Here is a 24,087-nt window from a genome sequence, read left to right on the forward strand (position 1 = left end):
TTATATGTATCTTCAACAAAAATCAACTACTCACTATGAAAACTAATTTAAAAAGACAGGTTTTTGCATTATTTCTGACCCTAATCTTCTGGGCTTATGCTGATGCACAAAATAATGAATCTCCTGTAAGCGAACTTTATCAGCTTATGAATGAAATGGCTGCGGACTACGGTAGCCTTGAAAGGTTCTACATTGTACAAAGTTCTCCGGAGAAAAGAGCGCGCTTTCAGGAATTCTATCAAGACTATTTGTCCCGTCTGGGCACTTATAATTTCAATAAATTATCAGTAGAAGGGCAGGTCGATTATTTACTGACCAAAAGAGATATCGAGAGAGCGTTGAGAACGCTTACCGATGAAAAGGAGGAATACACATCGATCGAAGATTGGGTTTCTTACGGGGATCCCATCTATCAGATCGAGAAATTGAGAAGGAGAGGAACACATCTTAAATCTTCTGAAGTAGCGGCCGAATTAAACAGTATTTCGGAAGCATTGGATAAACTAACAATTGCATTGGGGGCGAAGGAGCCCTTTCTGGATCGCAGACTTGCGGAAAGAGCTCAGGATGTGATTAAGGGACATCAAACCGCATTGAAAAGTGTATATGAGTTCTATTACGGGTATGATCCTGAATTTACCTGGTGGATGGAAAAACCCTATGAAAAGCTCACGGCAAAGCTCCAGGAATATGATGCCTTGGTCATGACCAAAATCGATAAAAGTACACAACCCAAAGATGATGGAAGTGGTATTATCGGCAATCCAATAGGAGCAAAGGAATTGAAACATTTACTCGAAGAGGAGTTCATTCCTTATAGCGCTGAAGAATTAGTGGCGATCGCCAATAAGGAGTTCGCCTGGTGTGATAAGGAATTGTTGAAAGCCTCCAGAGAGATGGGCTTCGGGGATGACTGGAAAGCTGCACAGGAAAAAGTAAAGCAATCTTATGTTCCGGAGGGTTACCAGCCGGAAGCGATGTATGAGCTGTATAAACAATCGGTAGACTTTCTGAAGAAGAACGATCTGCTCTCTATACCACCGATGGCTGAAGAGACCTGGAGAATGAGTATGATGAGTCCGGAAAGACAAAAAATAGCTCCTTTCTTTTTAGGAGGTGAGGTTTTACAGATCTCCTATCCTACAAATACCATGGATCATGATGATAAAATGATGAGTATGCGTGGAAATAATCCACATTTTTCCAGGGCTACCGTGCATCATGAATTGATCGCAGGTCATCATCTTCAGGGATTCATGAATCGCCGTTTTAAACCTTATCGTCATTTCCGTACCCCATTCTGGACCGAAGGTTGGGCACTATACTGGGAATTGGTGTTGTGGGATATGGATTTTCCGAGATCACCTGAGGATCGTATCGGTATGCTTTTCTGGAGAATGCATCGTTGTGCCCGTATCATATTTTCACTTAACTATCACCTGGGGAAATGGACACCACAGGAATGTATCGATTATCTGGTAGACAGAGTCGGACATGAACGCGCCAATGCAGAAGGAGAAGTGAGAAGATCATTCACCGCCCGTTACGGACCACTGTATCAACTGGCGTATATGGTAGGAGGTATGCAGTTCTATGCTTTGAAAAAAGAACTGGTTGATACCGGAAAAATGAGTTATAAGGAATATCATGATGCTGTGCTCCGTGAGAATAGTATGCCGGTAGAAATGGTCAGAGCGATTCTCACAGATCAATCACTGAATAAGAACTATAAGACATCTTGGGATTTCTATAAAGATTAATATTTGTTTGAGTTGTTTAGTATTTAGCTTTCAAAGAAAGGGGCCGATTCCGCCAAAAAATGAGGCCCCTTTTTCTATTGGAGTAATTACATTCAAAATTATATAAGATTTATACGCTACGTGAATAGGAGCAACGCCAAACAATTTCAACTTAGAAAATGTTTTAAAAATTAATTAGAAAAATGGGAAAAATAAATTTAATACGGATCTCAAAGAACCTTTTGATTATGGGAGTATTCTGTGTCACTTGTCAAATAAGTGCACAACAGGATGCATCCTTTGTACCCTGTCAGGTGATGCCGGATCTGATGACGAAATACAACGCTGATCATGATGCCTTGGTGCGCTTTTATTCGCCGGCATCAAGGGGATACTACGGAAGAACTTTTGATGCCGGGGGATCTCCGGAGCGAAGAATAAGAATGAGTGAATTACGAAAAGATTATCTCTCAAAACTTTCAAAGATCGATTTTGAAGGTCTTCCTCAGGAATGTAAGGTAGATTATATCCTTTTTAAAAGGGATCTCGAAAAGGAGGTAGCAGCTGCAGTTGAAAAAGAAGCGATTTACCAGAAAATCAAACCCTGGTTCACCTTTTCAGATAAGATCTATCCCTATTTGAAAGCCAGAAGAAGAGGGCATCAGCCGGATGCGACTAAAATGGCTGAAGAATGGAATGAAGTGGTAACTCAGATAGAAGTATTGAAAACGAAACTGGAAGCCACCGCATCAATGGATAAGGATGAGGTTGCAGAGGCTTTATTGGTCATCGGAGATCTGAAGAGTTCTGCTGAGAATGTTTATACTTTTTATAATGGCTACGACCCGATGTTCACCTGGTGGATGCCCAAGGTATACGAAGCTATGACCGCATCATTGGATCAGTATGCCGCGACATTTGAAAAAAAGGTTGAGAAAGGCAAGGCGGTGGATGAAAGCGGTATTGTAGGCGTTCCGGCAGGTCGGGATGAATTAATGAAACAATTGGAATATGAGATGATTCCCTATACACCGGAACAGCTGATCGAGATCGCTAACAAAGAGTTTGCCTGGTGTGATGAAGAATTGTTGAAAGCATCCCGTGAAATGGGCTTCGGTGATGATTGGAAAGCAGCACAGGAAAAAGTGAAGAATTCCTATGTGGAGCCCGGAAAACAACCGGAAATGATCCTGAGACTCTATAATGAATCGGTTGATTTTCTTAAGAAAAATGATCTGATCACCGTTCCACCGCTCGCAGAGGAGGTATGGGGAATGATTATGATGACTCCGGAGCGGCAGTTGGTGAACCCGTTCTTCACCGGAGGCTCCTCTATCAGTATTTCTTATCCGACCGACGATATGGAATATGAACAACGTATGATGAGTATGCGTGGAAATAACCCGCATTTTTCCAGAGCGACCGTACATCATGAATTGATTGCAGGTCATAATCTTCAGGGCTTTATGAACAGTCGATACCGGACGTATAGAAATTACAGAACACCATTCTGGACCGAAGGTTGGGCATTGTACTGGGAATTACTGTTGTGGGATATGGATTTTCCACAAGGACCTGAAGATCGAATCGGAATGCTATTCTGGCATATGCATCGTTGCGCCCGAATCATTTTTTCTCTGAATTACCATTTGGGAAAATGGACCCCACAGGAATGTATCGATTTTCTGGTAGACCGTGTTGGGTTTGAAAGAGCGAATGCAGAAGGTGAGGTAAGACGTTCCTTTGTTGGAAACTATCCACCATTATACCAGCTGGCATACCTTACCGGCGGACGTCAGTTTTATGCCCTTCATAAGGAGATGGTGGAAAGTGGAAAAATGACCAATAAGGAGTTCCATGATACCATTATGCAGTTAAACGCCATGCCTGTGGAAATGATCCGGGCGATAATGACTGATCAGAAACTCAGAAAAAATTATAAAACGAAATGGAAATTCTACGATACCGAAAAATAGAATTTTTACAATGGGTTCCATTTCTGTGCAGTATGCTCTTCTTTTCAGGGACTCTCGTTGCACAGGAATCCGGGGAACAGACTTTTGTTCCTTGTCAGGAAATGCCGTTTTTAATACAGAACTATCAGGCCGACAGGCAGGTATTGAATAATTTCTACAATCCTGCCGGTCGCTCCGATAATCGGTGGCGGAATCAATCTGCCGTTTCCTATCCGGAGAAATCAGAAAGGATTGACCGCTTGAGCTACGATTACTTACAAAAGCTTGAGACACTTGATTTTGAAGGATTAACTCAGGAATGCCAAGCCGATTATATTTTGTTTAAACGCGATCTGGAAGAGGCACTCAGGCAATCGGAAGTCGAAAGACAGGAATTGGACAGTGTTTCAAGGTGGTATCCTTTCAGTGCTAGAGTGTATGAAATCTTTGCTTTACGAAGAAGAGGAATACAGCCGGATGCACAAAAGGTTGCTGAAGATATGTCGGAGATTCTGGACCAGATCGATTCCTTAAAAGCTGAATTAGCTACCGAAAATGAATTGAGTGTACTGGTGATACGAAAGGCCACCGAAACCGGAAATGGACTTAGGGATGTTCTTGCAGATATCAATACATTTTACAAAGGCTATGACCCGATGTTTACCTGGTGGACTTCCGATGTTTTTCCAAAAGCAGATACAGCATTGAAGGAGTATACAGAATTGTTTCAGGGAAAACAAATTCCGGATAAAAATGGTATCGTATCCCGTAAACCTGTAGGAAAGGAAGAATTGATGCGCCAGCTGGAATATCGTATGATTCCATATACTCCCGAAGAATTGACCATTATCGCTAATGAGGAATTCGCGTGGTGTGAAAAGGAAATGCTGAAAGCTTCCAGGGAAATGGGGTATGGAAATGATTGGAAAGCAGCCCTTGAAAGCGTAAAAAACACCTATGTGCCACCTGGTGAGCAACCGGAAGCGATATTAAAACTATATAAAACCTCTGTTTCTTTTGTGAAGAAACATGACCTGGTAACGATACCTCCGCTGGCAGAGGAGGTGTGGGGGATGTATATGATGTCGCCGGAACGTCAGCGAACCAATGCATTCTTTACCGGAGGATGGGATATTACTATCTCGTATCCGACCAATACGATGGATCATGAGTTTAAGATGATGAGTATGCGGGGTAATAATCCTAATTTTTCTTTTGCAACCGTACATCATGAATTGATACCAGGACATAACCTCGAATTCTTTATGAATGCGAGGGAGCGTACCTATAGGAATTTTGATTCTCCTTTCTGGATGGAAGGATGGGCATTGTACTGGGAACTTTTGCTTTGGGATATGGATTTTCCATCGACTCCGGAAGAGCGCGTGGGAATGTTATTCTGGCATATGCACCGTTGTGCCCGGATCATTTTTTCGTTTAATTTCCATATGGGAGAATGGACCCCTCAGGAATGTATCGACTTTCTGGTAGAGAAGGTGGGGCATGAATATAAAAATGCAGAAAGTGAGATCAGAGGACCTTTATCGAGTAATAGTGACCCTTTATATCAGGTAGGTTATCTTACCGGAGGCAGACAGTTCTATGCTTTGAAAAAAGAACTGGTTGACAGTGGTAAAATGGGAATAAAGGAATTCCATGACAAAACGATCAAATTGAACGCCATGCCCGTGGAAATGATTCGCAATATATTAACCAATGCTGCCTTACAAAAAGATTATAAGGCGCATTGGAAGTTTTATAACCAATGATCAGGCAGAAATGGAATTTTGATTATTCCATTTTGCGATCATGAATTTTCGGTAGTTCGAGGGAGTGGTACCCTTCAGATCCTTGAATTTCCGATTGAAATTAGCGATGTTCGGAAAACCGCAAAGTCCGGATATTTCCGAGATCGGCAGGTCATTGGTCTTAAAGAGAAGACGACAAGCATATTCGATCCTGACTTCTATTAAAAACTGAAAATAAGTTTTGTTTGTCTTACTTTTGAAGTATCGGCAAAAGGCATTCTTACTCATGTTTGCCTTTTCCGCTACTTTATCCAGTGAAAATGGTTCCTGAAAATTCTTCAACGTATAATCGATTACCACATTCATTCTATTTCCGTCATCATCTGAATATTTTTTTCGGTAGGTAAACTTTGACAACTGTTGCTTTTCTGCTGAGATCATGATGTTCAGGATATTCAAAAGGCTTGCAATACGCTGAATACGATTTTGATTTTTAAGTTCATTGAAAAAGGGAATCAGTTTATCACGATCACTGATGATCTTAATGCCATGTCGGGATTCATTTAAAAGACTTTGAAGTCTTGCCATATCCGAAATGTTAAAAAAGTCCTTCCCAAATGAATCACGGGTAAAGAAGAGTTTTTGCATCACGGAAATCGACGAAGACTCCGGATGACTTTTAAACACATGGGGGATATTTTCACCGATGACCAATATATCATTCGGCATAAAATCGGTAATCGTATCACCAACAACAAGCGATCCTTCTCCGGAAACAATGTAACTGATTTGAATGTCGTCATGCTGGTGTAATTTGTCATAAAAATGAAAACAGGAGTCCTCCTGATAGACAAGAGCCTCCTGTTCTGGTTTGGGGATCTTAAAAGGTAGAATTTTCATAATTTGAAAGGTAATTTAGGTGTAATGGTTTGGTGTAATTACGTATTAAATTATTTGATTTAATTATATTCAACAATTCTTGGGATAATAAAGTATTAGTATTGGGTAATAATAGCACTGTTAAAATTTCAGAACCCCCTCATAGTCAATGTGCATATCCTCCGAACCGGAATCTATAGTGATGCAGAGGAAAATCTAAAAGGAATTTTTAACAAAAAAAGTGCTATTTTTAAGCGATTCAGATGAAAAGTTTAGAAGAAATTCCTGATAACAATTTTTTACTTGAGAATATTACAATCTATTAACCTACGATTGAGTAGGTTATCATCAGTTTGAAATTATCTAACCCTAACCAATCAACATATGAAACAACGCTGTATTTTAATTACGTTTCTGTTAGTCACTCTTTTGGGAAGTAGTCAGTACCTATTGGCTCAAAGCAATCCGCTGGATGAACTTGCAGAAATTGCCATTATCGACCAAAAGGTAATGATGCCGATGCGAGATGGTATTCGCCTCGCAACGGATATTTATCGTCCGAAAACGGAAGAGAAAGTACCGATCATTTTTTCCCGTACTCCCTATAATTTTAATTCCTGGGGTGATGGAGAACAAAAGACCCGTACGGCCGAAAGAGCATTGGAGGCTGTAAAAAGGGGCTATGCCTATGTGGTACAGAATGAAAGAGGAAGATATTTTTCAGAAGGAGAATGGGATATTCTTGGTGTACCATTAACAGACGGCTATGACGCTTTCTCGTGGATGAAGGATCAGCCATGGTCAAACGGAAAGATCGGGACCCTTGGTTGCTCATCTACTGCCGAATGGCAAATGGCGGTTGCTGCTCTGGATCATCCGTCGCATGCAGCCATGGTACCTCAAGGCTTTGGTGCTGGAGTTGGCCGTGTAGGCGATGTCAATGAGCAGGGAAACTGGTACCGTGGAGGCGCTGAACAAATGCTTTTCTTTGCCTGGTTATACGGAGTGGAGCAGGATAAGTTTAAACCTCGTATTCCGGAAGGTGCGACCCAGGAAGACCTGATCAGGATTTCAAGATTCTATGATCTGGCTCCGGAAAATCCACCGGTGGATATGGCAGAAGCATTAAGACATTTACCGATTCAGGACATTTTAAAGAATGTTAATGGTAAAAAGGAGATCTTCGATAAGATGATCCGTCGTAAGCCCAATGATCCAGCCTGGTATGAAGGCGGACTCTACCATGATGATATGGATTTCGGAGTACCGAGTTTTTGGTTTGCATCGTGGTATGACGTGTCGATCACACCAAACCTGAAGCTTTTTAACCATGTAAGAGAAAATGCATCCGATGCAGACGTAAGGGAGAATCAATATTTGGTGATCGCACCAACCCTGCACTGTGCCTATACGCGAGCAACTGAGAATACCATTGTAGGGGAGAGAAGTGTCGGGGATGCCCGACTCAATTATGAGGAGCAAATCTATGGCTGGTTCGATCTTTGGCTTAAGGGCGAACAAAATGATTTCAAAGAGAAGACCCCTAGAGTGCAGTATTACACAATGGGAATTAATAAGTGGCAAAGTGCCGATACCTGGCCACCGGAAGCAGCCAGGTTAAAGACCTTTTACCTGAACAGTACTGGAAATGCCGGAACTTCAATGGAAGACGGCTTACTATCGACCAAAAAAGCCAGGAAAGATAATCCGGATGGGTTTACGTACGATCCGATGGATCCGGTTGAATCGTACGGTGGAAACGTTTGTTGCACCGGAAATGCGGTTAAAGGAGGTTCCTATGATCAACAAAATATGGAAACCAGAGATGATATTCTGGTGTATACTTCTGAAGCCTTGAAAGAAGGAGTAGAGATCTCCGGATTTATAGAAGCTACGCTCTATGTTTCTTCGGATGCAAAAGATACCGATTTCACGATCAAACTCATCGATGTTTATCCTGATGGCAGTGCTTACAATCTTGATGAAACCATCCAGAGAGTGAGATACAGAGAAGGATATGATAAGGAAGTATTTATGGAGGACGGACAGGTTTATAAAATCGATCTGACTCCGATGTCAACGAGTAATTATTTTGAAAAGGGACATAAAATCAGAATTGAAATATCCAGCAGTAATTTCCCGCGTTTCGCTCGTAATTTGAATACTGGAGGAAATAACTATGATGAAGCGGAAGGAGTGATTGCTCATAATAAAGTACATCATTCTTCGAAGTACCCCTCATCGATCAAATTACCGATCGTTAGCAAGTAATAATCTCTGGATACGTACCAGTGGTACAGTATACCAAATATTGATAATCAGTATAATATCAATTCAAATAAAAAGTCCTCACCCGAACAGGTGAGGACTTTTTTAATGTAAAAGTTTTTTATTTAATTATCTGCTAGCGCTGTCTGAAAGCACAGGCATATCTTTACGTGGTATTTGTTCTTCGCGTTGAGCGGTGTTGTATACGAAAGTCGCTACGATGACAGCAGCTTGTTTCAGGTCATCGGCAACGAGATGATCATAGGTGTCCATATTGGTATGGTGTGTACGGGTATTGTATTCGATTCGGTCCTGAATGAACTGGAATCCAGGAATACCCACAGCATCGAAGGCCAGGTGATCGGTTCCTCCGGTATTATTGATCGTAAGTGTTTTAGCATCCATATCGGCAAAAGGTTCCAGCCATTTGCTGAAGATTGGTCGAACAGCTTCGTTACCCTGTAGATAAACGCCGCGAATACGTCCGGTCCCGTTATCAAGGTTATAGTAGGCCGATACTTTTTGTTGTTCGGGTTTGATATCCCATTCACCATCGATAGCTTCCGCAAAATGCATTTTTGCATAATTTCTGGAACCATGGAGGCCTTGTTCCTCACCACCCCAAAGAGCGATACGAATGGTACGCTTTGGTTGTAGTCCGGATTCTTTGATGATACGAACTGCTTCCATCATTACCGCGCATCCGGCAGCATTATCGGTCGCACCAGTAGCTGCATGCCAGCTGTCCAGGTGTCCGCCAAGCATCACGATCTCGTCTTTAAGTGCAGGATCGGTACCCGGAATCTCCGCGATCACGTTGTATCCTTTAAGGTCAGAAGTATAGAAATTGGTTTTAACATTAGCTTCAATAGTCACTTTCTCTCCGGCGCTAATCAGACGTTGAATTCTGAGATAATCATCGCTGGATAACATAACTGAAGCAGGAGCATTATCTGCATCTTTGTCATAGCTACCGCCACTGCTTGCGAAAATAGTACCGTCGTTACCTCTTCCGTTCATCTTTAATACCAAAGCTGGCTTGGCCTCATTGATCATTTCCTGAACACGACGTGCCAGACGGAATTGTTGCATACGACGTTCTCTCTCTGCGGCTCTCATAGTAGCCCAGGATCTTCCACCACTGTTTCCGGCAAAGGCGGTGGCCATTTCGAAAAGCTCGCTCTCAGTGAATCGGGCTCCGTCAGGTTCAAATGATGGAGATAATTCGTCATCAGACCATTGCATTACGATATTTCCTTTGATCTTATCCAAATACTTTTCGAGTTCAACAGTATCGGTTGCCTTGATCAGGACCACTTCTTTAGAAATTTCTCCACGGCCCGGAGTACTACCGGTCCAGGCAAGGGGTTGAGCAATTAAAGGCGTATAATAGGGAGTACGCATTGCCACATAACATTTTTCCTGTTCCCAGCCTTTTCCGAAATCTCCCCAGGACTCAAGCTGAGCATTTTCTAATCCCATTTCAGTTAATCGGGTTTTTGACCAGTTTGCAGCTTTCAGGAATCCCGGAGATGCGGTAAGTCTCGGGCCTGAGACATCGGTTAGGTGGAAGGCAAAATCCATAACCTTCGAGTTTTCAAGTCCTTCTTTTTTGATCTTTGAAAGTGCCAGTGTGTCGGGTTCTTCAACCTGGGCATTCATTATCCAGGGGATAAGGAATAACAGGAGTAGTGGTTTACGCATAATTATTGGTTTTTGGTTTTTGAAATATTAGTATTTAAGCTACCTGTTGGTATAGGCAGCATTTGTATTCTATATGATAAAAGTGGTCCGATGAAATCAGACGGACTGAATTTAGTAAAAAAGTCAGAATTACGTCGGTGAATTCTCAAACGTGCTAAAAAAAATGAATTTTCCTGAAAAGGAGTGGTATTTGATTGATAATAGGAAGGGAATGAATAGAAAAATCTAAGATTAATTCAGGGAAGGACTATCTTTACATTCAATATAAACCGCCAATTTAAATACGATGTATAAAAATTTTGTCAAACTATTTTTAAGATTAGCCATTGCTGCCGGATTTCTGTCCGCTGTAGCCGATCGTTTCGGAATGTGGGACGAGAAGGTGTCGGTATGGGGTAACTGGGATAACTTCGTTGGATATACAGCGATGATCAATCCCTGGTTTCCTGCTGCAGTAATTCCTGTTCTTGCCATTGTAGCCACCTTAGCTGAGATCGTCTTTGCATTCTTTTTGATCATCGGCTTCAAAACAGAACTATTTGCAAAGCTCAGTGGATATCTGATGCTGATCTTCGGTTTGTCGATGACTTTTGCATCAGGCATTAAGGGAGCCTTCGATTATTCTGTCTTTGCCGCTGCTGGAGGTGCTTTTGCCCTGAGCCTGATCAGGGAAAAGTTTCTGGAAGTAGATAGTTTGATCTCCGGCCGAAAATAAAAGCTGAAATTTCTGAGCTAGCTAGAATGAACAATATAATGAGCCTGCGATGAATACTTTCATCACCGGTCGCGCAAGTATGTTCAAGCGCTAAAAGACCAGAAGCTTTTAACCATACTATACTCAATTAATACAACGGCCAGTCTATCAAAATAAACATCTGTAAAAATAGACAAAACCGTTTGTAGAATTATACTTTAATTAAGTAGGTAATCACTCCTAAAACTCAACGTACTTCTGTTACATATTATTAAGAAAATCAGTACCTTTATAGAACTATAATTTATGACCATCTGTTATCCTGAAACAGGATTCTTTTAAAATTGGAAACCAAATACCTTTATATAATTCTAAACCTTATAACCGCCTTCGTTTGGTTGATCAATGGATTATTTTGTAAGGTACTGAATCTGGTTCCACGTCATCGCGAGATCGTAAATAGGATCATTGGAGCTGAGCATGCTGAAATTTATACGATACTTATAGGATTTTCGGAGATTATTATGGCTATTTGGATATTTTCCGGTTTCAGGAGTAAATGGAATTCGGTAACACAGATGATAATCGTCGCGATCATGAATATTATCGAATTTATCATGGTTCCTGAGTTGTTATTATGGGGAAGGCTCAATAGCTTTTTTGCGATACTATTTATAGCCCTGATTTATTATAAGGAGTTTATTTTATCGAAACGGTTAAAATACCTAAATGCATGATGGAACTGTTAAAAAGTCATCCCTTTGCCGTTGAGACTTTCTTTGAGCGTTCTCTTGTTCTTACGTATGCGGTACCAAAAGAAGAATTAAAAGACTTGATTCCGGAATGTGTAGAATTAGACACCTTTGCTGATAAGTGGGCTTTTGTAGCTTTAGCAATAGTTAGTACCAGAAAATTACGACCCAAAGGGTTTCCTAAAGTTTTAGGGAATGATTTTTTCCTGATCGGATACAGAGTATTTGTTAGGTATACAGATCTGCGAGGTAAGCGTTTAAGAGGCTTATATATTCTGGGATCGGAGACCAATAAATCAAAAATGTCTTTTTTTGGAAATCTTTTCACTCATTATAATTATAAAACGACTGATATCAACATGCAAGTAGTGAATGGAAATATAGCTATAAAGTCTGTTGCTTCAGCACTCGATGTTCGAATCAATACGGATATGTCGGAGGTTTTGCTACCCGATTGCTCACCTTTTCGTGAATGGAAGGAGGCCAGACGTTACGCTGGTCCGTTACCCTATACATTTACCTATAACAGGATTAAAAAAAAGGTATTGATCATTGAAGGAGTAAGAGATAATTGGAAACCTGTGCCAGTTGAAGTGGAGCATGCAAAAGTTGGGTTCTTAAAGGATAAGGAATTTAAAAATATACGTTTGGCGAATGCTTTTATGGTTTCAAATGTTCCTTATTACTGGAAAAAAGGAAAAACAGAACTATGGAAATAAAAAGAAGAAAATTTCAGAGTGTGCTGAATATATTGAGTTTTAACAGGCATTTTTATATTATAGGAATTTTGGTATGGGCGTCAATATTGATCACTTTGATACTTCTCAAAACACCTTTATTATGGATATTTAGTATATCTCTGGCATTTATCTATGGATTGCTGATGCCTTTGATCATTTCGGCTTACGTTTATGATTTTTCCGGCTATTATGATTTTAATTGGTTACAGCAATTTGGGCTCTCTCGGGAAAAAACACTAAATCTTATAAATATCAATGCTGGTTTTGATGAGACCAGTTATATACTGAAAAATAATTTCAAAGCTTCGGAGTTACAGGTATTTGATTTTTATAACCCTGTAAGGCACACGGAACCGGCTATTGTGAGGGCTAGAAAAATAAGTATGACTTATCCAAATACTACAGAGATTCAATCCAATTATATTCCGGTAAAGGATAATACGGTAGATATTATCTTTCTCTTATCTGCAGCACATGAAATTCGTTCCCATACGGAAAGGATAGTTTTTTTAAAAGAATGTAAAAGGATCTGTAAACCGAATGGGCGTGTTATTACAGTGGAACATCTACGGGATCTACCCAATTTCCTGGCTTTTTCATTTGGTTTCACGCATTTTTTTTCAGAAACAACCTGGAGGAATGCTTTTCAGGAAGCAGGCTTTGCAACTTTTGAGGAAACGAAGTTTACGCCATTCATGTCTATTTTTAATTGTCAGGCTTCATGATCGATCTCTATCTTCATATCAGGATAATCGGAGTTTTACTGATAGTACTGGCATCGATCCATGGAATCTTTCCAAAGTATTTTAATTGGAAAGCCGAGTTGCGATCCTTAAGCCTTATCAACCGTCAAATGATGACGATACATACCTTTTTTATTGCACTTTCTGTATTTCTGATGGGGTTACTATGCCTGTATACTACCGAAGACTTGATTGACACTGACCTGGGTAAAGTTATTTCAATAGGATTTGGAATTTTCTGGACTGTACGCTTATTGATTCAGTTTTTTGGATATTCTTCTAAATTATGGAAAGGTAAATTATTTGAATCTGTGATTCATATTCATTTCAGTGCCTTATGGATCTATTTCTCCGTGATTTTTTGGCTTAATGGATTGATATAATTTTTTTTTTACATTAAAATATCTCTTAATGCAACCAAGAGTTTGAGTACGAAAAGCCTAGCGGATTTCCGTACTCAATACCCTGCTAAACCATGGAGGATTACTCCTGTACACTTATCGTTTCTATTTGTTCATTTATTTTACTAAACTCCCATTTCAATCCGAATATAGGATGCAAAATCCTGATCCTTCTGATGATAAATTCATAAAGGAGAAAACATAGTATGAAGGTAAAGAGCGTTAATACGATGAATTGAAGTGTTACGGGTATTGACAAGGGTAATATCAGGTTGGCTCCGGCATAGAGTACAAACATATGGATGATATATACCGGATAGGCTGCTTTACTGAGATAGCTTAATAGTTTCCCCGGCTTGTTAAGGAATTGGTATCCGAGTCCGAATATCCAGAAGATCCAGCAATTCGATTCTATCGCCATGAGATACCCGGGAGCTTCCAGGTTAAAGATGGAATATCGCACTAAATAGAGCACGAGTGCTAACCCGAAATAGCCCCATTTCCATTTCAAAACGGTTTGCCAGAAGGAGGTTCCACTATACATCAGGAGGAATCCGCAGGCGAATGCGATGAGTCCCAGAAAGAATCCATGCCAGGTCTCGGCATACATGGCAAAGATCTGAGGCTTTACCAGTAAAGTTTCCAAAACAAATAGCAGGGTTACCGAAAGCGGACCTAATGGATTACTCATGATCTTAGCCGCAATCATTTTAAATCCGCTTTCAGGTCTGTGCTTCAAATAATAGAAAACCGGTAAGAGGATAAGTACGTAGCAGAAGATATTCCCCAGAAACCAGAGATGACCCATATGCGGATAATAACTGAGCGGCATCTTATAGAATTTTTGAAACAGGATCATATGCAAAGGGGTAATCGCAATGATTCCAAATAAGAAGGGTAGCAGGATCCTTTTGGCTCTTTCTCCAATTAGTTGCTGCCAGTTTCTTTTTCCTAGCGCGAAATATACCCCCATACCGGATACATAGAAGAGAAACGGTATTCTCCATACGTTCAGCAGAGTCATCGGCTTCCACAATGCATTCATGGGTTCATCGCTCTTTACAAATCCGACGAACAGAGCCCAGGGCTGAAATACGATGGCAATATGGTAGATCAATAATAATCCTATAGCGATCACACGTAGCCAGTCTATGTCATATCTTCTTTCAGTTTTCATCACGTTATGTTTTTGGTGGTTTTACTGTAACATCATGGCGATTACCGGACGTGTTTTTTCAATTTCCTTAAGATCAATCTGGAGTCCCAAAGGCCCTAATTGTTGTTGCAACATCTCATATACAGGTTTTACAGCCTCGAAAGGACCGGTAACGGTTTCGCGGGGAGTGGCGCCGAAGTTATTCTTAACCGATTTATCGGCTTTGGCATCGATCAGTAACTGTACAATCTCAACATTACAGAAGAAGGCAGCTGCGTGTAAGGCAGTTGATCCATCGTTATTTTTAGGGGTAAGGTCGGCACTGGCATTGATAAGTGCTTCCGCGATCTTTGTTTTGTCAAAACTGGCTGCGGTGATCAGGGGGGTAGAACCACTCATCGGATCTTTTTTGTTGATATCACTGCCTGCAGCAATATGTTTTTGTACCGCCTCAAGATCTCCGGTAATGATCGCGGTCTGCAGATCCACCTCAGGAGCTTTAACACTAGCTTTGGTCTCGGTACTTGCGGTTTCCTTTACTTCGGGACTCTTTACGGATTGACCGCAGGAGAGGATCATAAAGAGAATAAAGGCATAAATAATGATCATGTTTACTGTTGAATAATTTTTAAGCGTTTTCATTGTTGTTGAATTTAAATTGGACATTTCATTTTTGTTTGATACAAAGGTCTGTCGGATCATGAAGCAACGTTTAAAAGCTATGCGGAGAAAGATGTAAAGTTTCAGGAGTCGATAGAAACTATGACGCAGGAATATAAATTATGATGCAGAAAAGCTTCAAGGAGCATTTTAAAACCGATTTTACAGGCTATGCGTATCTTTATTTTTTTCTAATTTAGAGCCACTAAACAACAAGATGTCAAACCGATCTGAAAACCGTTCTGAATTTTTAGTTCAGGCTGAAGCAATTGTTCTGGAGAATATATCCGATGAAAACTTCGGCGTCTCGGAATTAGCCATGTCGCTGCACATGAGCCGGTCAAATTTACTTCGTAAGATCAAAAAGGAGACCGAACTTTCCGCCAGTCAGTTTATTCGTAACATTCGTCTCCAAGAAGCGATGACAATGTTGAAGGATTCGTCATTGTCTGTTTCAGAGATCTCTTTTCATGTGGGTTTCGGTAGTACTTCTTACTTCATTAAATGCTTTCGTGAGCAATACGGTTTTCCCCCGGGTGAAGCAGGAAAAAATACGGTGGAACATGGGGGAAAAAGTCTATCAGAAGGAGGGAAAAGAAAGTATCAGTGGCTATATCTGGCCGGAGGAATTATACTTATAATTGCAGCGGTATATTTCTTCACGGGTCCTAAAGTACCTGCTGAGCCGGACTTAATAGAAAAATCTATAGCGGTCTTACCATTCAAAAATGAAAGCAGCGATTCCACCAATCTTTATTTTGTGAACGGACTCATGGAATCTACCTTGAGCAATTTGCAGAAGATCAGAGATCTGCGAGTGGTTAGCAGAACTTCATCAGAAACGTATAGAAACACGGCTAAAAGCATTCCGCAGATTGCAGAAGAACTCAACGTAAATTATCTGGTGGAGGGAAGCGGACAGCGTGTGGGGAATCGGGTAGTGCTGCATATACAGTTGATAGAAGCGGCTACTGATAAACCTATTTGGGTGGAACAATACGATCAGGAAGTCGTGGATATCTTCGATCTGCAAAATGATGTGGCAAGGAAAATAGCGGAGGCGATAAAGGTCGTTGTGACGCCTGCAGAGTTAGCACAGATAGAAAAGATCCCCACCGAGAATATGGTTGCATACGATTATTTCCTTCAGGCTTTAGACCCATTCTATTCCCGTACTCCAGAAGGACTTCAAAAAGCGATTCCTTTGTTTGAAAAAGCAACGGAGGAGGATCCACAGTTTGCCATGGCTTATGCCAACTTGGCGATATCCTATTATTTTCTCGATTTTCATCAGCAGCAAAAACACTATACCGAGCTTATCAATAATTATGCAGATAAAGCTTTGTTATATGATTCAAAATCGGATGTAAGCCTTATTTCAAAGGCCTTATATTATATGCATACTGAAGAATACAGGTTGGCATTACCCCATCTGGAGAAAGCTTTGGAGTACAACCCGAATTCGAATGCAGTGGTTCAGGTTTTATGTAACTTATACACTAGTTATATTCCGGATACTGCCAAATACCTGAAGTATGCCTTGAAGGGTATTCAATTGGATATCGCAGCGAATGATTCTGTAGCAAGAGGATATATTTATTTGAACCTGAGCAATGCGTTGATACAAAATGGATTTACAGATGAAGCTTTGTATTATATCGATGCTTGCATCGCCAATGCTCCCTCAAATCCATATGCTTCTTTTCTGAAGGTTTATATTCAGTATGCAAAGGATCAAGATCTGGAAAAGGCGAAACAGGGCCTGATTAAAGAACTGGAAAAGGATACAACCAGACTGGATATCCTGCAGGAGACTGCGAAGCTGCATTATTTTCAGGAGGACTATGAAGGAGCCTTCCGGTATTATGAAAAGTTTGTAACCGCTAAACGGAAGTATAATCTGGATATTTATCCACATGAGGATCTAAAGATAGGGGAAGTCTATTCCAGAATGGGCAGAAAAGCTGAGTCAGAAGTGTTTTTTCAGAACTACCGGGATTATTGTCAAAAAGATGAATCGATCTATAAGAGCGCCAGTATGGCGATGTTATATGCCCATGAAGGAAAGATCGAAGAAGGGATCGAACAACTAAAAATATTTGCCACCCAGGATCATTTTCAATACTGGATCCTGTTATTCCTGGAAAAAGACCCTATGATAAGACCACTGATGCAACATCCGGACTATAAAACCACTATCAAACAGATCGAAGACCGATTCTGGGATAATCAGGAAAAACTCCGGGAATCATTGGAGGAAAACGATCTTTTATAATCTATCGAGCTAAAACAACCCATATTCATTCGGAGATTCTTTTTCTATAGGCTGACCCATATCCCAAAGTTCTGCAATGTGATCCCCTTCAAACCGAAAGATATGTACCACGGCGATCTCCATGAGTTCCTGTTTCACATGGGTATGGGTTATTACGGAAGCACCGTCTTCATAGCAGAATTTTACCTCAATTGATTTATTCGGACTGTGTACATGGGCTTCTTTCATCGCGGCCATCAGGGCTTCTCGTGTTCCCTGAAAATATTGATTATGGTGGATGAAATTGGATGAGATGAAACTTTCGAAAGCTTCATCTACCTGTCCGGTTCCGGCGAGTTTTAGAAACGATATTGCGATCTCTTTATGCGTCATTGAATGTTTTTCTTGGATACCTTGTCAAAATTAAGATAAAAACTTCGGGTTAGTTGATTAAAAAGTGTAGGTTACTCTTACCTTGGAAAATATAAAATGAAGACATATGGAATGGCCTTATTTAGACCATTTCGTAAAGGAATTGAAGTTCTGTAAGAAGAACCGGGATTTTTTGCCCGAATATAAGATTATTGATGCACGAATAGAATTCATCTTGTAAGGAGCTATGAGAAGCACTTGTTATAGAATAGCTTTATCTGTTAGCTGCCGACATGGAAACATTAAGTTAGTAGTAAGTTTCTCATAACTTAAGTTCCCTATAATGTGATGTCGTCTAAATAATAAATCCTGGTAGGTTTATGTCGTGATCACCCATTGGGAATGTCGGTTTCACACCCCACTAAACGAAGATTGATGTTATAATTTTGAATAGGACTTAAATAGCAAAGTGATGACAACGACAAAAACAACCCGGATCATTTATTGGATAACCACCTCTATTATATTTTTAATGGAAGGAGTTATGCCGGCCTTAACTTCGCAAACTGAGTTGGCTAAAGAAGGAATTAAACACTTGGGGTATCCGGAATATTTCGGAAACGCCCTGGTGGTATTTAAAGTTTTAGGAGCGCTCATTCTGATCATTCCTAAGATTCCTAAACGACTCAAAGAATGGGCATATGCGGGCTTCATCTTTGATTTTATCTTTGCAAGTATCAGTCATTTCAAGGTGGATGGCGTGAATTTTCAATCGATCTTCCCACTGATTTTCTTAGCGATCTTACTTATTTCTTACTATGCTTATAACAGCATTTATTTTAAACCGAATCAAATGACATCCGATGTATCGAAAAAATAAATTTGGGTTAAGATTTCAACGATTATCGCGGCTTAACAAATAAAAGGAGCACTATCAGTAAGCAATATAAAACTCCCAGAATCACCAATAAAAGCCAAAATTTACGGAGAAAGGAATAGGTGCCATCCTTGTCATAATTTTTGAAATACAAGCCCGCAATAATAAGTACAGGGCCGGGAAGGTATCCTTGTATTGAGTACATAGCTAAAAGATTTAAGGACTGCTAAGATAAAATAATTATAATATTCAAAGGTTAAGTTTAGTTAGGGTAGCTTATAATGTTAAAAATCAGCTAGTTAAGCGTGTAATGTATTTTAAGTGAGTACATTAGGCAAACCACAAGGGTAGCCGTTATTCAATTTCGATGACCCATGTGCCGTTGGTACATCACAGTTCGGTATAGCGTGCGATGTAGGGACGCAAATTACCAGGTTATATTTTAGCATGATAGTTTTGTAGCGTATTGATGATGGTATTGGCGGGCTCATTCCTAATATTTAATGATTTTATGCGCTCAATGATCGATTTAGAGTCGATAATTTCATCCATAGGTTCTTTTAATTGATCATAGATCACCGTGTGCTTATAAACGCTGTCATTTAGTAGTCCGATTGTTTCTTCCGGATATTCGTAAAGGACTTCGAACAGCAATTCATGACTCCATTCCGAATATTCAACATTATTAATATAGTCTTCTGAAAAAGTCTTTAGAAATTTATCGATATCGATCCTGTTGAGATTTTTAATTTGATCATTAACATCTGCTAAGGTTGTAAGATCACAGGCAAAGGAATTACTGTCAGATTTATATTGAGACAGGTCTATAATTCGTTTGTTGGTGATTTCATATTTGGTACCATTATAGATCGCCGGTGTTTTCCATTGTACATCAGAATCGGGAACTCCCACAAATAATATGAATACAGGCTTTCCATTGAATTGAAGAGATACGGGAGTAAGGCCAAAAATGCAGTAATCTTGATTGATCTCAGCCATTGTAGTGATTTGATCTTTATTTACTTCAAATAAATAGGACCTTTTTGCTTCACTCTCATCAGTAAATGAATAATAAGCGTAGGATGTATTGAATGGTTCTATCTTTTTAATTTCTAGTCCCCATTCAGTACGAGTTTTAATCTTTATTGAATTACGGAGCGAATCCTTTAAATTCGTATCATTGATTGTATGACTTTTTAAGGATCCGATAAATTGATCAGTGCCATTTATTCCATAAAAATCAGCTCCTTCTAAGGGATTTGGTGTCTCTAGAATACAAATGAACTCTTCTCCCATAGTATGGGTGTAAAATTCAATTCGTTTAATATGAGAAACCCCTTGTGATTCATTGTCGGTATTGAAAATGGTGATTCCGTCGAGCAGATCTAGATCAAGGAATTCTCTGGCTTTTTCCATCGGATAACGTATTCTTGAATCGATATCTGCTTCATAGATCACCGAATCTGCGTATTGCTTAAGCGTATCTATGGCCTTCCAATTGTAACCTTTCTTAAATCCTACAAATACATAGGGATCATTGGTAGCTTCAAAATATCCGATTTCATCGATAAAGATTTTTTTACCAGAGCTTTTCATTTCTGATTTTTCACTATTAATTTCTTGAGGGTTTTCGGTATTTGATTCGGTAGTATTTAATAAATGGTCAACCGGTTGGGTCTGGATTATTTCGACATCACTATCAGATCCAATTTCCGTTTTTTTGGTTTTAGTTTGACAACTTAAAAAGAAAGTAAGTATAAATAGTACTGCAGTACCTTGAAAAAAGCAAGTTTTGGAATCGTTCATTTATGTGATATATACTGATGAATTTTCGCACAATATAAAAAATATACTTATATTATCTTAAAATCCTTTCTTTAGGTACTACATGAGGCATTTATTTTGTTCAAAATATGGATCTAAGGGGAAATAATTAGTGTATTTAGCATATATGAAAGTAGTAAAGATCTTACTAGGCCTTTTGTTTTTTGTTTTGATAAGCTGTGATAGTCAAACTATCCAGGGTGAGCCTGAGGTGGATATACATACACTTGAGAATAATTTTCCTGAATGGTATGACTATTTTTATTTCAACATTACCGCTTCCAATGATTTTATTCCTGTTGATGAAGGGAGTAACAGGATCAGTAAGGATAAATATTTCAAAGAACTTCTTACGGGTGATTTTATACCGATTAAACTCAAAATGCCTGACAGTTCATTGTATTATAAATTATTCAGAATCAATAAAGATTCCAAGATTGGTAGTTCGATAAGCGCTCAGATCAGAAGTATATCTGAAGTTGATTATAGGAATTTCAAAATGGAAGGAAAAGAGTTTCCTGAATTTGAATTTCGGGATATTAACGGCGTCGTCTATAATTCTTCAGGTACAAAAGGAAAAAACTTGATTATTAAATGTTGGTTTGTGAATTGTGTAGCATGTATCAAAGAGTTCCCGGAATTGAATGCGTTGGTTGAAAGGAATCATCAGAATGATGATATGGAATTCATTAGCCTGGTACTGGATCCTGCAGCTGATCTGGAAGAATTTCTCGAACGAAGATCATTAAATTATTCAAACGTTCCAGAGCAAAGTAAATTGATCCGGGAAGAGTTGGGGATAAGTGAATTTCCAACTCATATCGTAGTTGGGAAAGATGGGAAGATCGAAAAGGTATTCAAAAGTGCCGGGGCCATGATCGCATATTTGAACCACCAGAATTATAAAAGGATTAAAAAACCTAATGAGTTTGCGGTTCCTCCGCCGATGTGAGTCAATGATTATATATTTTAGATGAATACCATTAGGCAAACCACAAGGGTAGCCGTTATTCAATTTCGATGACCCATGTGCCGTTGGTACATCACAGTTCGGAGTACGTGGTCTGTGGTCCGGTATATTATATTACTACATTATTACTATATTGAACTTCACATTTTGATTAGTATTAAAATTAGTACAAAGCATTCATGACTAAAAAAACATCGAAGTCTATCTTCAGGGTCCTGTTATTAGTTGGAACTCTGATCTCTTTATATTTTGTACCCTGGCCCATTGTTAAAGCCTGGATAATGCCTTTACCGGAAACCGTTCAGGAGCAGGTGGATAAAGCCGATGACTATGGTTTTGACGGCATCATCGTGTATGTGGATAAAAATGGGGAGGGTCCGGTATGCTATGTCTCAGGGGTTAAGAATAGAGAAAATCAAATCCCCGCCGATCCAAATTCCTTATTTAAAATTGCCAGTGTCAGTAAATTATATACCGCGGTTTCCATCGCTAAATTAGTACGAGATGGTCGCTTATCGTTAGACAAGTCCCTGGCAGATTATTTCCCGGAACTCTCAGTCCGAATCGAGAATGCTCAGTACATTACCATTCGCATGATGGTACAGCACCGAAGCGGGATTCCCAATTATACCGATACCGAAATGTATTGGGCACATCCCAAGCAAAGCGATGACGAACGATTGGCATTAATCCTTGATCAGCCGGCAAATTTTCAACCGGATACCGACTATGCCTATAGTAATACGAATTATCTGTTGCTCTCAATGCTGATCGAAAAGATTACCGGAGGAAGTAAATATCAGTATATCAAAGCAGAAATTTTAGATCCGCTTCATCTTAAAAATACATTTGGATCGATTCAGGATGTAGATCCTGAAGACGTTATGAGCGGTTATTATGTCGGCTATGATCAGGATCTGAAAATGGATGACAACGGAGTTATGCTGGCTACAGCGGAAGATCTGGGTACGTTTATAAGGGCACTTAACGATGGCTCGGTATTCACGGATAAACAGGAGCAGGAGATCTATGCTTCGATCTATCGATTTGAGCACACAGGGCTCATTCCCGGCTATCAGACGATCGCTAAATATTTCAGCGATCTGGATGCAGTGGTCATTCAATTCACCAATACGGTCGATTTTGAAGGGTATAACTGGAGTTTGTCGGAGATCATGTATAACCGAATTGTTAAGATCATAGAAGATAACAGCCTATAATTCCAATCACAAAATATGAGGCCGTATATATCACATACGGCCAATGAATAGTTCAAAATTCGATTTTTTACTCTCCCTTAAAAACATCCTTTTCCCAATTCCCTTTTTCAACCTCACCGTTTGACTTTTTATTGGTGCCATAGCCTTGTCTTAAGTCATCTTGCCATTCTCCTTCATAGATAGTACCGTTAGCGAATTGGTTGATTCCGACGCCATTTCTTTTATTGTTCACCCAGTATCCGGTATAAATTTCCCCGTTACTCCAGATATAGGTTCCGAAGCCGTTACTACAATCACCGGAAACACATTTTTTGGAAAAACTTTTATCCTTCCCCGCATATTTGTCGATTTCGGTTCGGCATTTTGCAATTTCGCGCATAACCTCACGCACATGAGAGTTTCCTGCTGCTTCATCAACTGTATCGGTATTATAAATGTCACCGATGAATCCGTCCCTATTTGCAATACTTCCGACAAAAACATAGGTAAAATATGATTCCTCCGGTAGGGTATTCGTGATTAATTTCAGATAGTATTTTCCGGGAGTAGTTATAGAGGTGGATAAATTTTCGTTATACTGTTCAATGCCAATTGCCGTACTGCCATTAATGATTTTTCTGAAGCTTTTTACCCGTGGTACTTTGTTTTCATCCAATACCGACCAGGTTAAGGTGTTGATCATCACAAGCCCGAAATCACTATATCCGGGAATAGGTTTATTGACATAAAATGGAATGTCGATGTAGTAATTGGTTTCTCCATTTTCATTGACACTTTTCTTAAATTTTAATTTCTGAACATCGAGAGCGGTAAATACTTCACCGTTAAGTTCCATATTATCCAGAAAGAAGTTATCGAGAGATTCAAAATTTTGAAAGATCAAGACTGGGTTTTCATAGTCGTCAATCTCAGTTTGTGCGAAGATCTGGCTGGTAAACAACAGCAGTAATGCTGTCATCAAGAATTTTTTCATGCTGGTTTTTAGTTGTTAGGTGGTTAATCTGGTTTTTCGGTTTTGAAAATACATCCTGATCTGAACTGTGTATAATTAAATCGATAAAAGGACATTTACTTTCTTTGGAATTCTTAACAGCATAAATAAATCAGGATTAAGCACTACCAGAACGTCAT

The 24,087-nt window shown here is 39.6% G+C and carries 20 protein-coding genes; 13 read left to right on the forward strand and 7 right to left on the reverse strand.

The genetic code is table 11. The annotated features are described in order from the left end of the window. Positions 1-35 precede the first annotated feature (35 nt). The 3 genes from DMZ48_RS04850 (at position 36) to DMZ48_RS04860 (ending at position 5,463) form a co-directional block, all read left to right on the forward strand. The gene (locus DMZ48_RS04850; RefSeq protein ID WP_143953991.1) at positions 36-1,760 is read left to right on the forward strand and encodes a DUF885 family protein; all 1,725 of its coding nucleotides are present in this window, start codon (positions 36-38) and stop codon (positions 1,758-1,760) included. Between the two features lie 182 nt (positions 1,761-1,942). After that, the gene (locus DMZ48_RS04855; RefSeq protein WP_199287939.1) at positions 1,943-3,715 is read left to right on the forward strand and encodes a DUF885 family protein; all 1,773 of its coding nucleotides are present in this window, start codon (positions 1,943-1,945) and stop codon (positions 3,713-3,715) included. Next, a complete protein-coding gene (locus DMZ48_RS04860; RefSeq protein ID WP_143953992.1) occupies positions 3,688-5,463 on the forward strand; it encodes a DUF885 family protein in 1,776 nt (591 codons plus the stop codon). The genes DMZ48_RS04855 and DMZ48_RS04860 overlap by 28 nt, the downstream gene beginning before the upstream one ends. Here DMZ48_RS04860 and DMZ48_RS04865 read toward each other — a convergent pair whose 3' ends face one another. Continuing rightward, positions 5,464-6,342: an AraC family transcriptional regulator gene (locus DMZ48_RS04865; RefSeq protein ID WP_143953993.1), complete on the reverse strand. Its 879-nt coding sequence runs from the start codon at positions 6,340-6,342 to the stop codon at positions 5,464-5,466. It abuts the gene before it with no gap. A 363-nt stretch (positions 6,343-6,705) separates the two neighbouring features. Between DMZ48_RS04865 and DMZ48_RS04870 the strand changes: the two genes are divergently transcribed. Then, positions 6,706-8,592 (forward strand): CocE/NonD family hydrolase, encoded by a 1,887-nt coding sequence (locus DMZ48_RS04870; protein ID WP_143953994.1) that lies wholly within the window; start codon positions 6,706-6,708, stop codon positions 8,590-8,592. Between the two features lie 126 nt (positions 8,593-8,718). Here the strand turns inward: DMZ48_RS04870 and DMZ48_RS04875 are convergent, their stop codons facing one another. Next, entirely contained in the window at positions 8,719-10,293 is a 1,575-nt protein-coding gene (locus tag DMZ48_RS04875; protein ID WP_143953995.1) for a M28 family metallopeptidase, read from the reverse strand. Between the two features lie 286 nt (positions 10,294-10,579). On the opposite strand from DMZ48_RS04875, the gene DMZ48_RS04880 reads away from it, so the two are divergent. The 5 genes from DMZ48_RS04880 (at position 10,580) to DMZ48_RS04900 (ending at position 13,605) form a co-directional block, all read left to right on the forward strand. After that, positions 10,580-11,008, forward strand: a complete 429-nt coding sequence (locus tag DMZ48_RS04880; protein ID WP_143953996.1) for a DoxX family protein — start codon at positions 10,580-10,582, stop codon at positions 11,006-11,008. 323 nt (positions 11,009-11,331) lie between these two features. Then, on the forward strand, positions 11,332-11,724 hold the full coding sequence (locus tag DMZ48_RS04885; RefSeq protein ID WP_143953997.1) for a DoxX-like family protein: 393 nt from the start codon (positions 11,332-11,334) through the stop codon (positions 11,722-11,724). Continuing rightward, positions 11,721-12,458: a DUF2071 domain-containing protein gene (locus tag DMZ48_RS04890; protein ID WP_143953998.1), complete on the forward strand. Its 738-nt coding sequence runs from the start codon at positions 11,721-11,723 to the stop codon at positions 12,456-12,458. The genes DMZ48_RS04885 and DMZ48_RS04890 overlap by 4 nt, the downstream gene beginning before the upstream one ends. Then, positions 12,449-13,204: a class I SAM-dependent methyltransferase gene (locus DMZ48_RS04895; RefSeq protein ID WP_143953999.1), complete on the forward strand. Its 756-nt coding sequence runs from the start codon at positions 12,449-12,451 to the stop codon at positions 13,202-13,204. The genes DMZ48_RS04890 and DMZ48_RS04895 overlap by 10 nt, the downstream gene beginning before the upstream one ends. Further along, positions 13,201-13,605, forward strand: a complete 405-nt coding sequence (locus DMZ48_RS04900; RefSeq protein ID WP_143954000.1) for a hypothetical protein — start codon at positions 13,201-13,203, stop codon at positions 13,603-13,605. Before DMZ48_RS04895 ends, DMZ48_RS04900 begins: the two co-directional genes overlap by 4 nt. Positions 13,606-13,705: 100 nt before the next feature. Here the strand turns inward: DMZ48_RS04900 and DMZ48_RS04905 are convergent, their stop codons facing one another. Together DMZ48_RS04905 and DMZ48_RS04910 are read right to left on the reverse strand one after the other, a co-directional pair. After that, on the reverse strand, positions 13,706-14,800 hold the full coding sequence (locus tag DMZ48_RS04905; RefSeq protein WP_143954001.1) for an acyltransferase family protein: 1,095 nt from the start codon (positions 14,798-14,800) through the stop codon (positions 13,706-13,708). A gap of 21 nt (positions 14,801-14,821) precedes the next feature. After that, positions 14,822-15,421: an ankyrin repeat domain-containing protein gene (locus DMZ48_RS04910; RefSeq protein WP_143954002.1), complete on the reverse strand. Its 600-nt coding sequence runs from the start codon at positions 15,419-15,421 to the stop codon at positions 14,822-14,824. A gap of 235 nt (positions 15,422-15,656) precedes the next feature. Here DMZ48_RS04910 and DMZ48_RS04915 point away from each other — a divergent pair, with 235 nt between their 5' ends. Next, positions 15,657-17,714 (forward strand): helix-turn-helix domain-containing protein, encoded by a 2,058-nt coding sequence (locus DMZ48_RS04915; protein WP_143954003.1) that lies wholly within the window; start codon positions 15,657-15,659, stop codon positions 17,712-17,714. A gap of 9 nt (positions 17,715-17,723) precedes the next feature. Here DMZ48_RS04915 and DMZ48_RS04920 read toward each other — a convergent pair whose 3' ends face one another. Then, the gene (locus tag DMZ48_RS04920) at positions 17,724-18,086 is read right to left on the reverse strand and encodes a nuclear transport factor 2 family protein (protein ID WP_143954004.1); all 363 of its coding nucleotides are present in this window, start codon (positions 18,084-18,086) and stop codon (positions 17,724-17,726) included. 451 nt (positions 18,087-18,537) lie between these two features. On the opposite strand from DMZ48_RS04920, the gene DMZ48_RS04925 reads away from it, so the two are divergent. Then, positions 18,538-18,945, forward strand: a complete 408-nt coding sequence (locus DMZ48_RS04925; RefSeq protein ID WP_143954005.1) for a DoxX family protein — start codon at positions 18,538-18,540, stop codon at positions 18,943-18,945. Between the two features lie 432 nt (positions 18,946-19,377). On the opposite strand, the gene DMZ48_RS04930 is transcribed toward DMZ48_RS04925, so the two are convergent. After that, positions 19,378-20,538 (reverse strand): hypothetical protein, encoded by a 1,161-nt coding sequence (locus DMZ48_RS04930; protein WP_143954006.1) that lies wholly within the window; start codon positions 20,536-20,538, stop codon positions 19,378-19,380. A 355-nt stretch (positions 20,539-20,893) separates the two neighbouring features. Between DMZ48_RS04930 and DMZ48_RS04935 the strand changes: the two genes are divergently transcribed. Then, complete coding sequence (locus DMZ48_RS04935) at positions 20,894-21,718, forward strand: TlpA family protein disulfide reductase (RefSeq protein WP_143954007.1); 825 nt, start codon at positions 20,894-20,896, stop codon at positions 21,716-21,718. 197 nt (positions 21,719-21,915) lie between these two features. Then, positions 21,916-22,956 carry a serine hydrolase domain-containing protein gene (locus DMZ48_RS04940; protein ID WP_143954008.1) on the forward strand — a complete coding sequence of 347 codons (1,041 nt, stop codon included), beginning with the start codon at positions 21,916-21,918 and terminating at the stop codon, positions 22,954-22,956. 67 nt (positions 22,957-23,023) lie between these two features. Here DMZ48_RS04940 and DMZ48_RS04945 read toward each other — a convergent pair whose 3' ends face one another. After that, positions 23,024-23,929 carry an MORN repeat-containing protein gene (locus DMZ48_RS04945; RefSeq protein WP_143954009.1) on the reverse strand — a complete coding sequence of 302 codons (906 nt, stop codon included), beginning with the start codon at positions 23,927-23,929 and terminating at the stop codon, positions 23,024-23,026. Between the last annotated feature and the right edge of the window lie 158 nt (positions 23,930-24,087).

Origin of the sequence: Robertkochia solimangrovi, assembly GCF_007279655.1 — a bacterium.
Lineage (GTDB): Bacteria > Bacteroidota > Bacteroidia > Flavobacteriales > Flavobacteriaceae > Robertkochia > Robertkochia solimangrovi.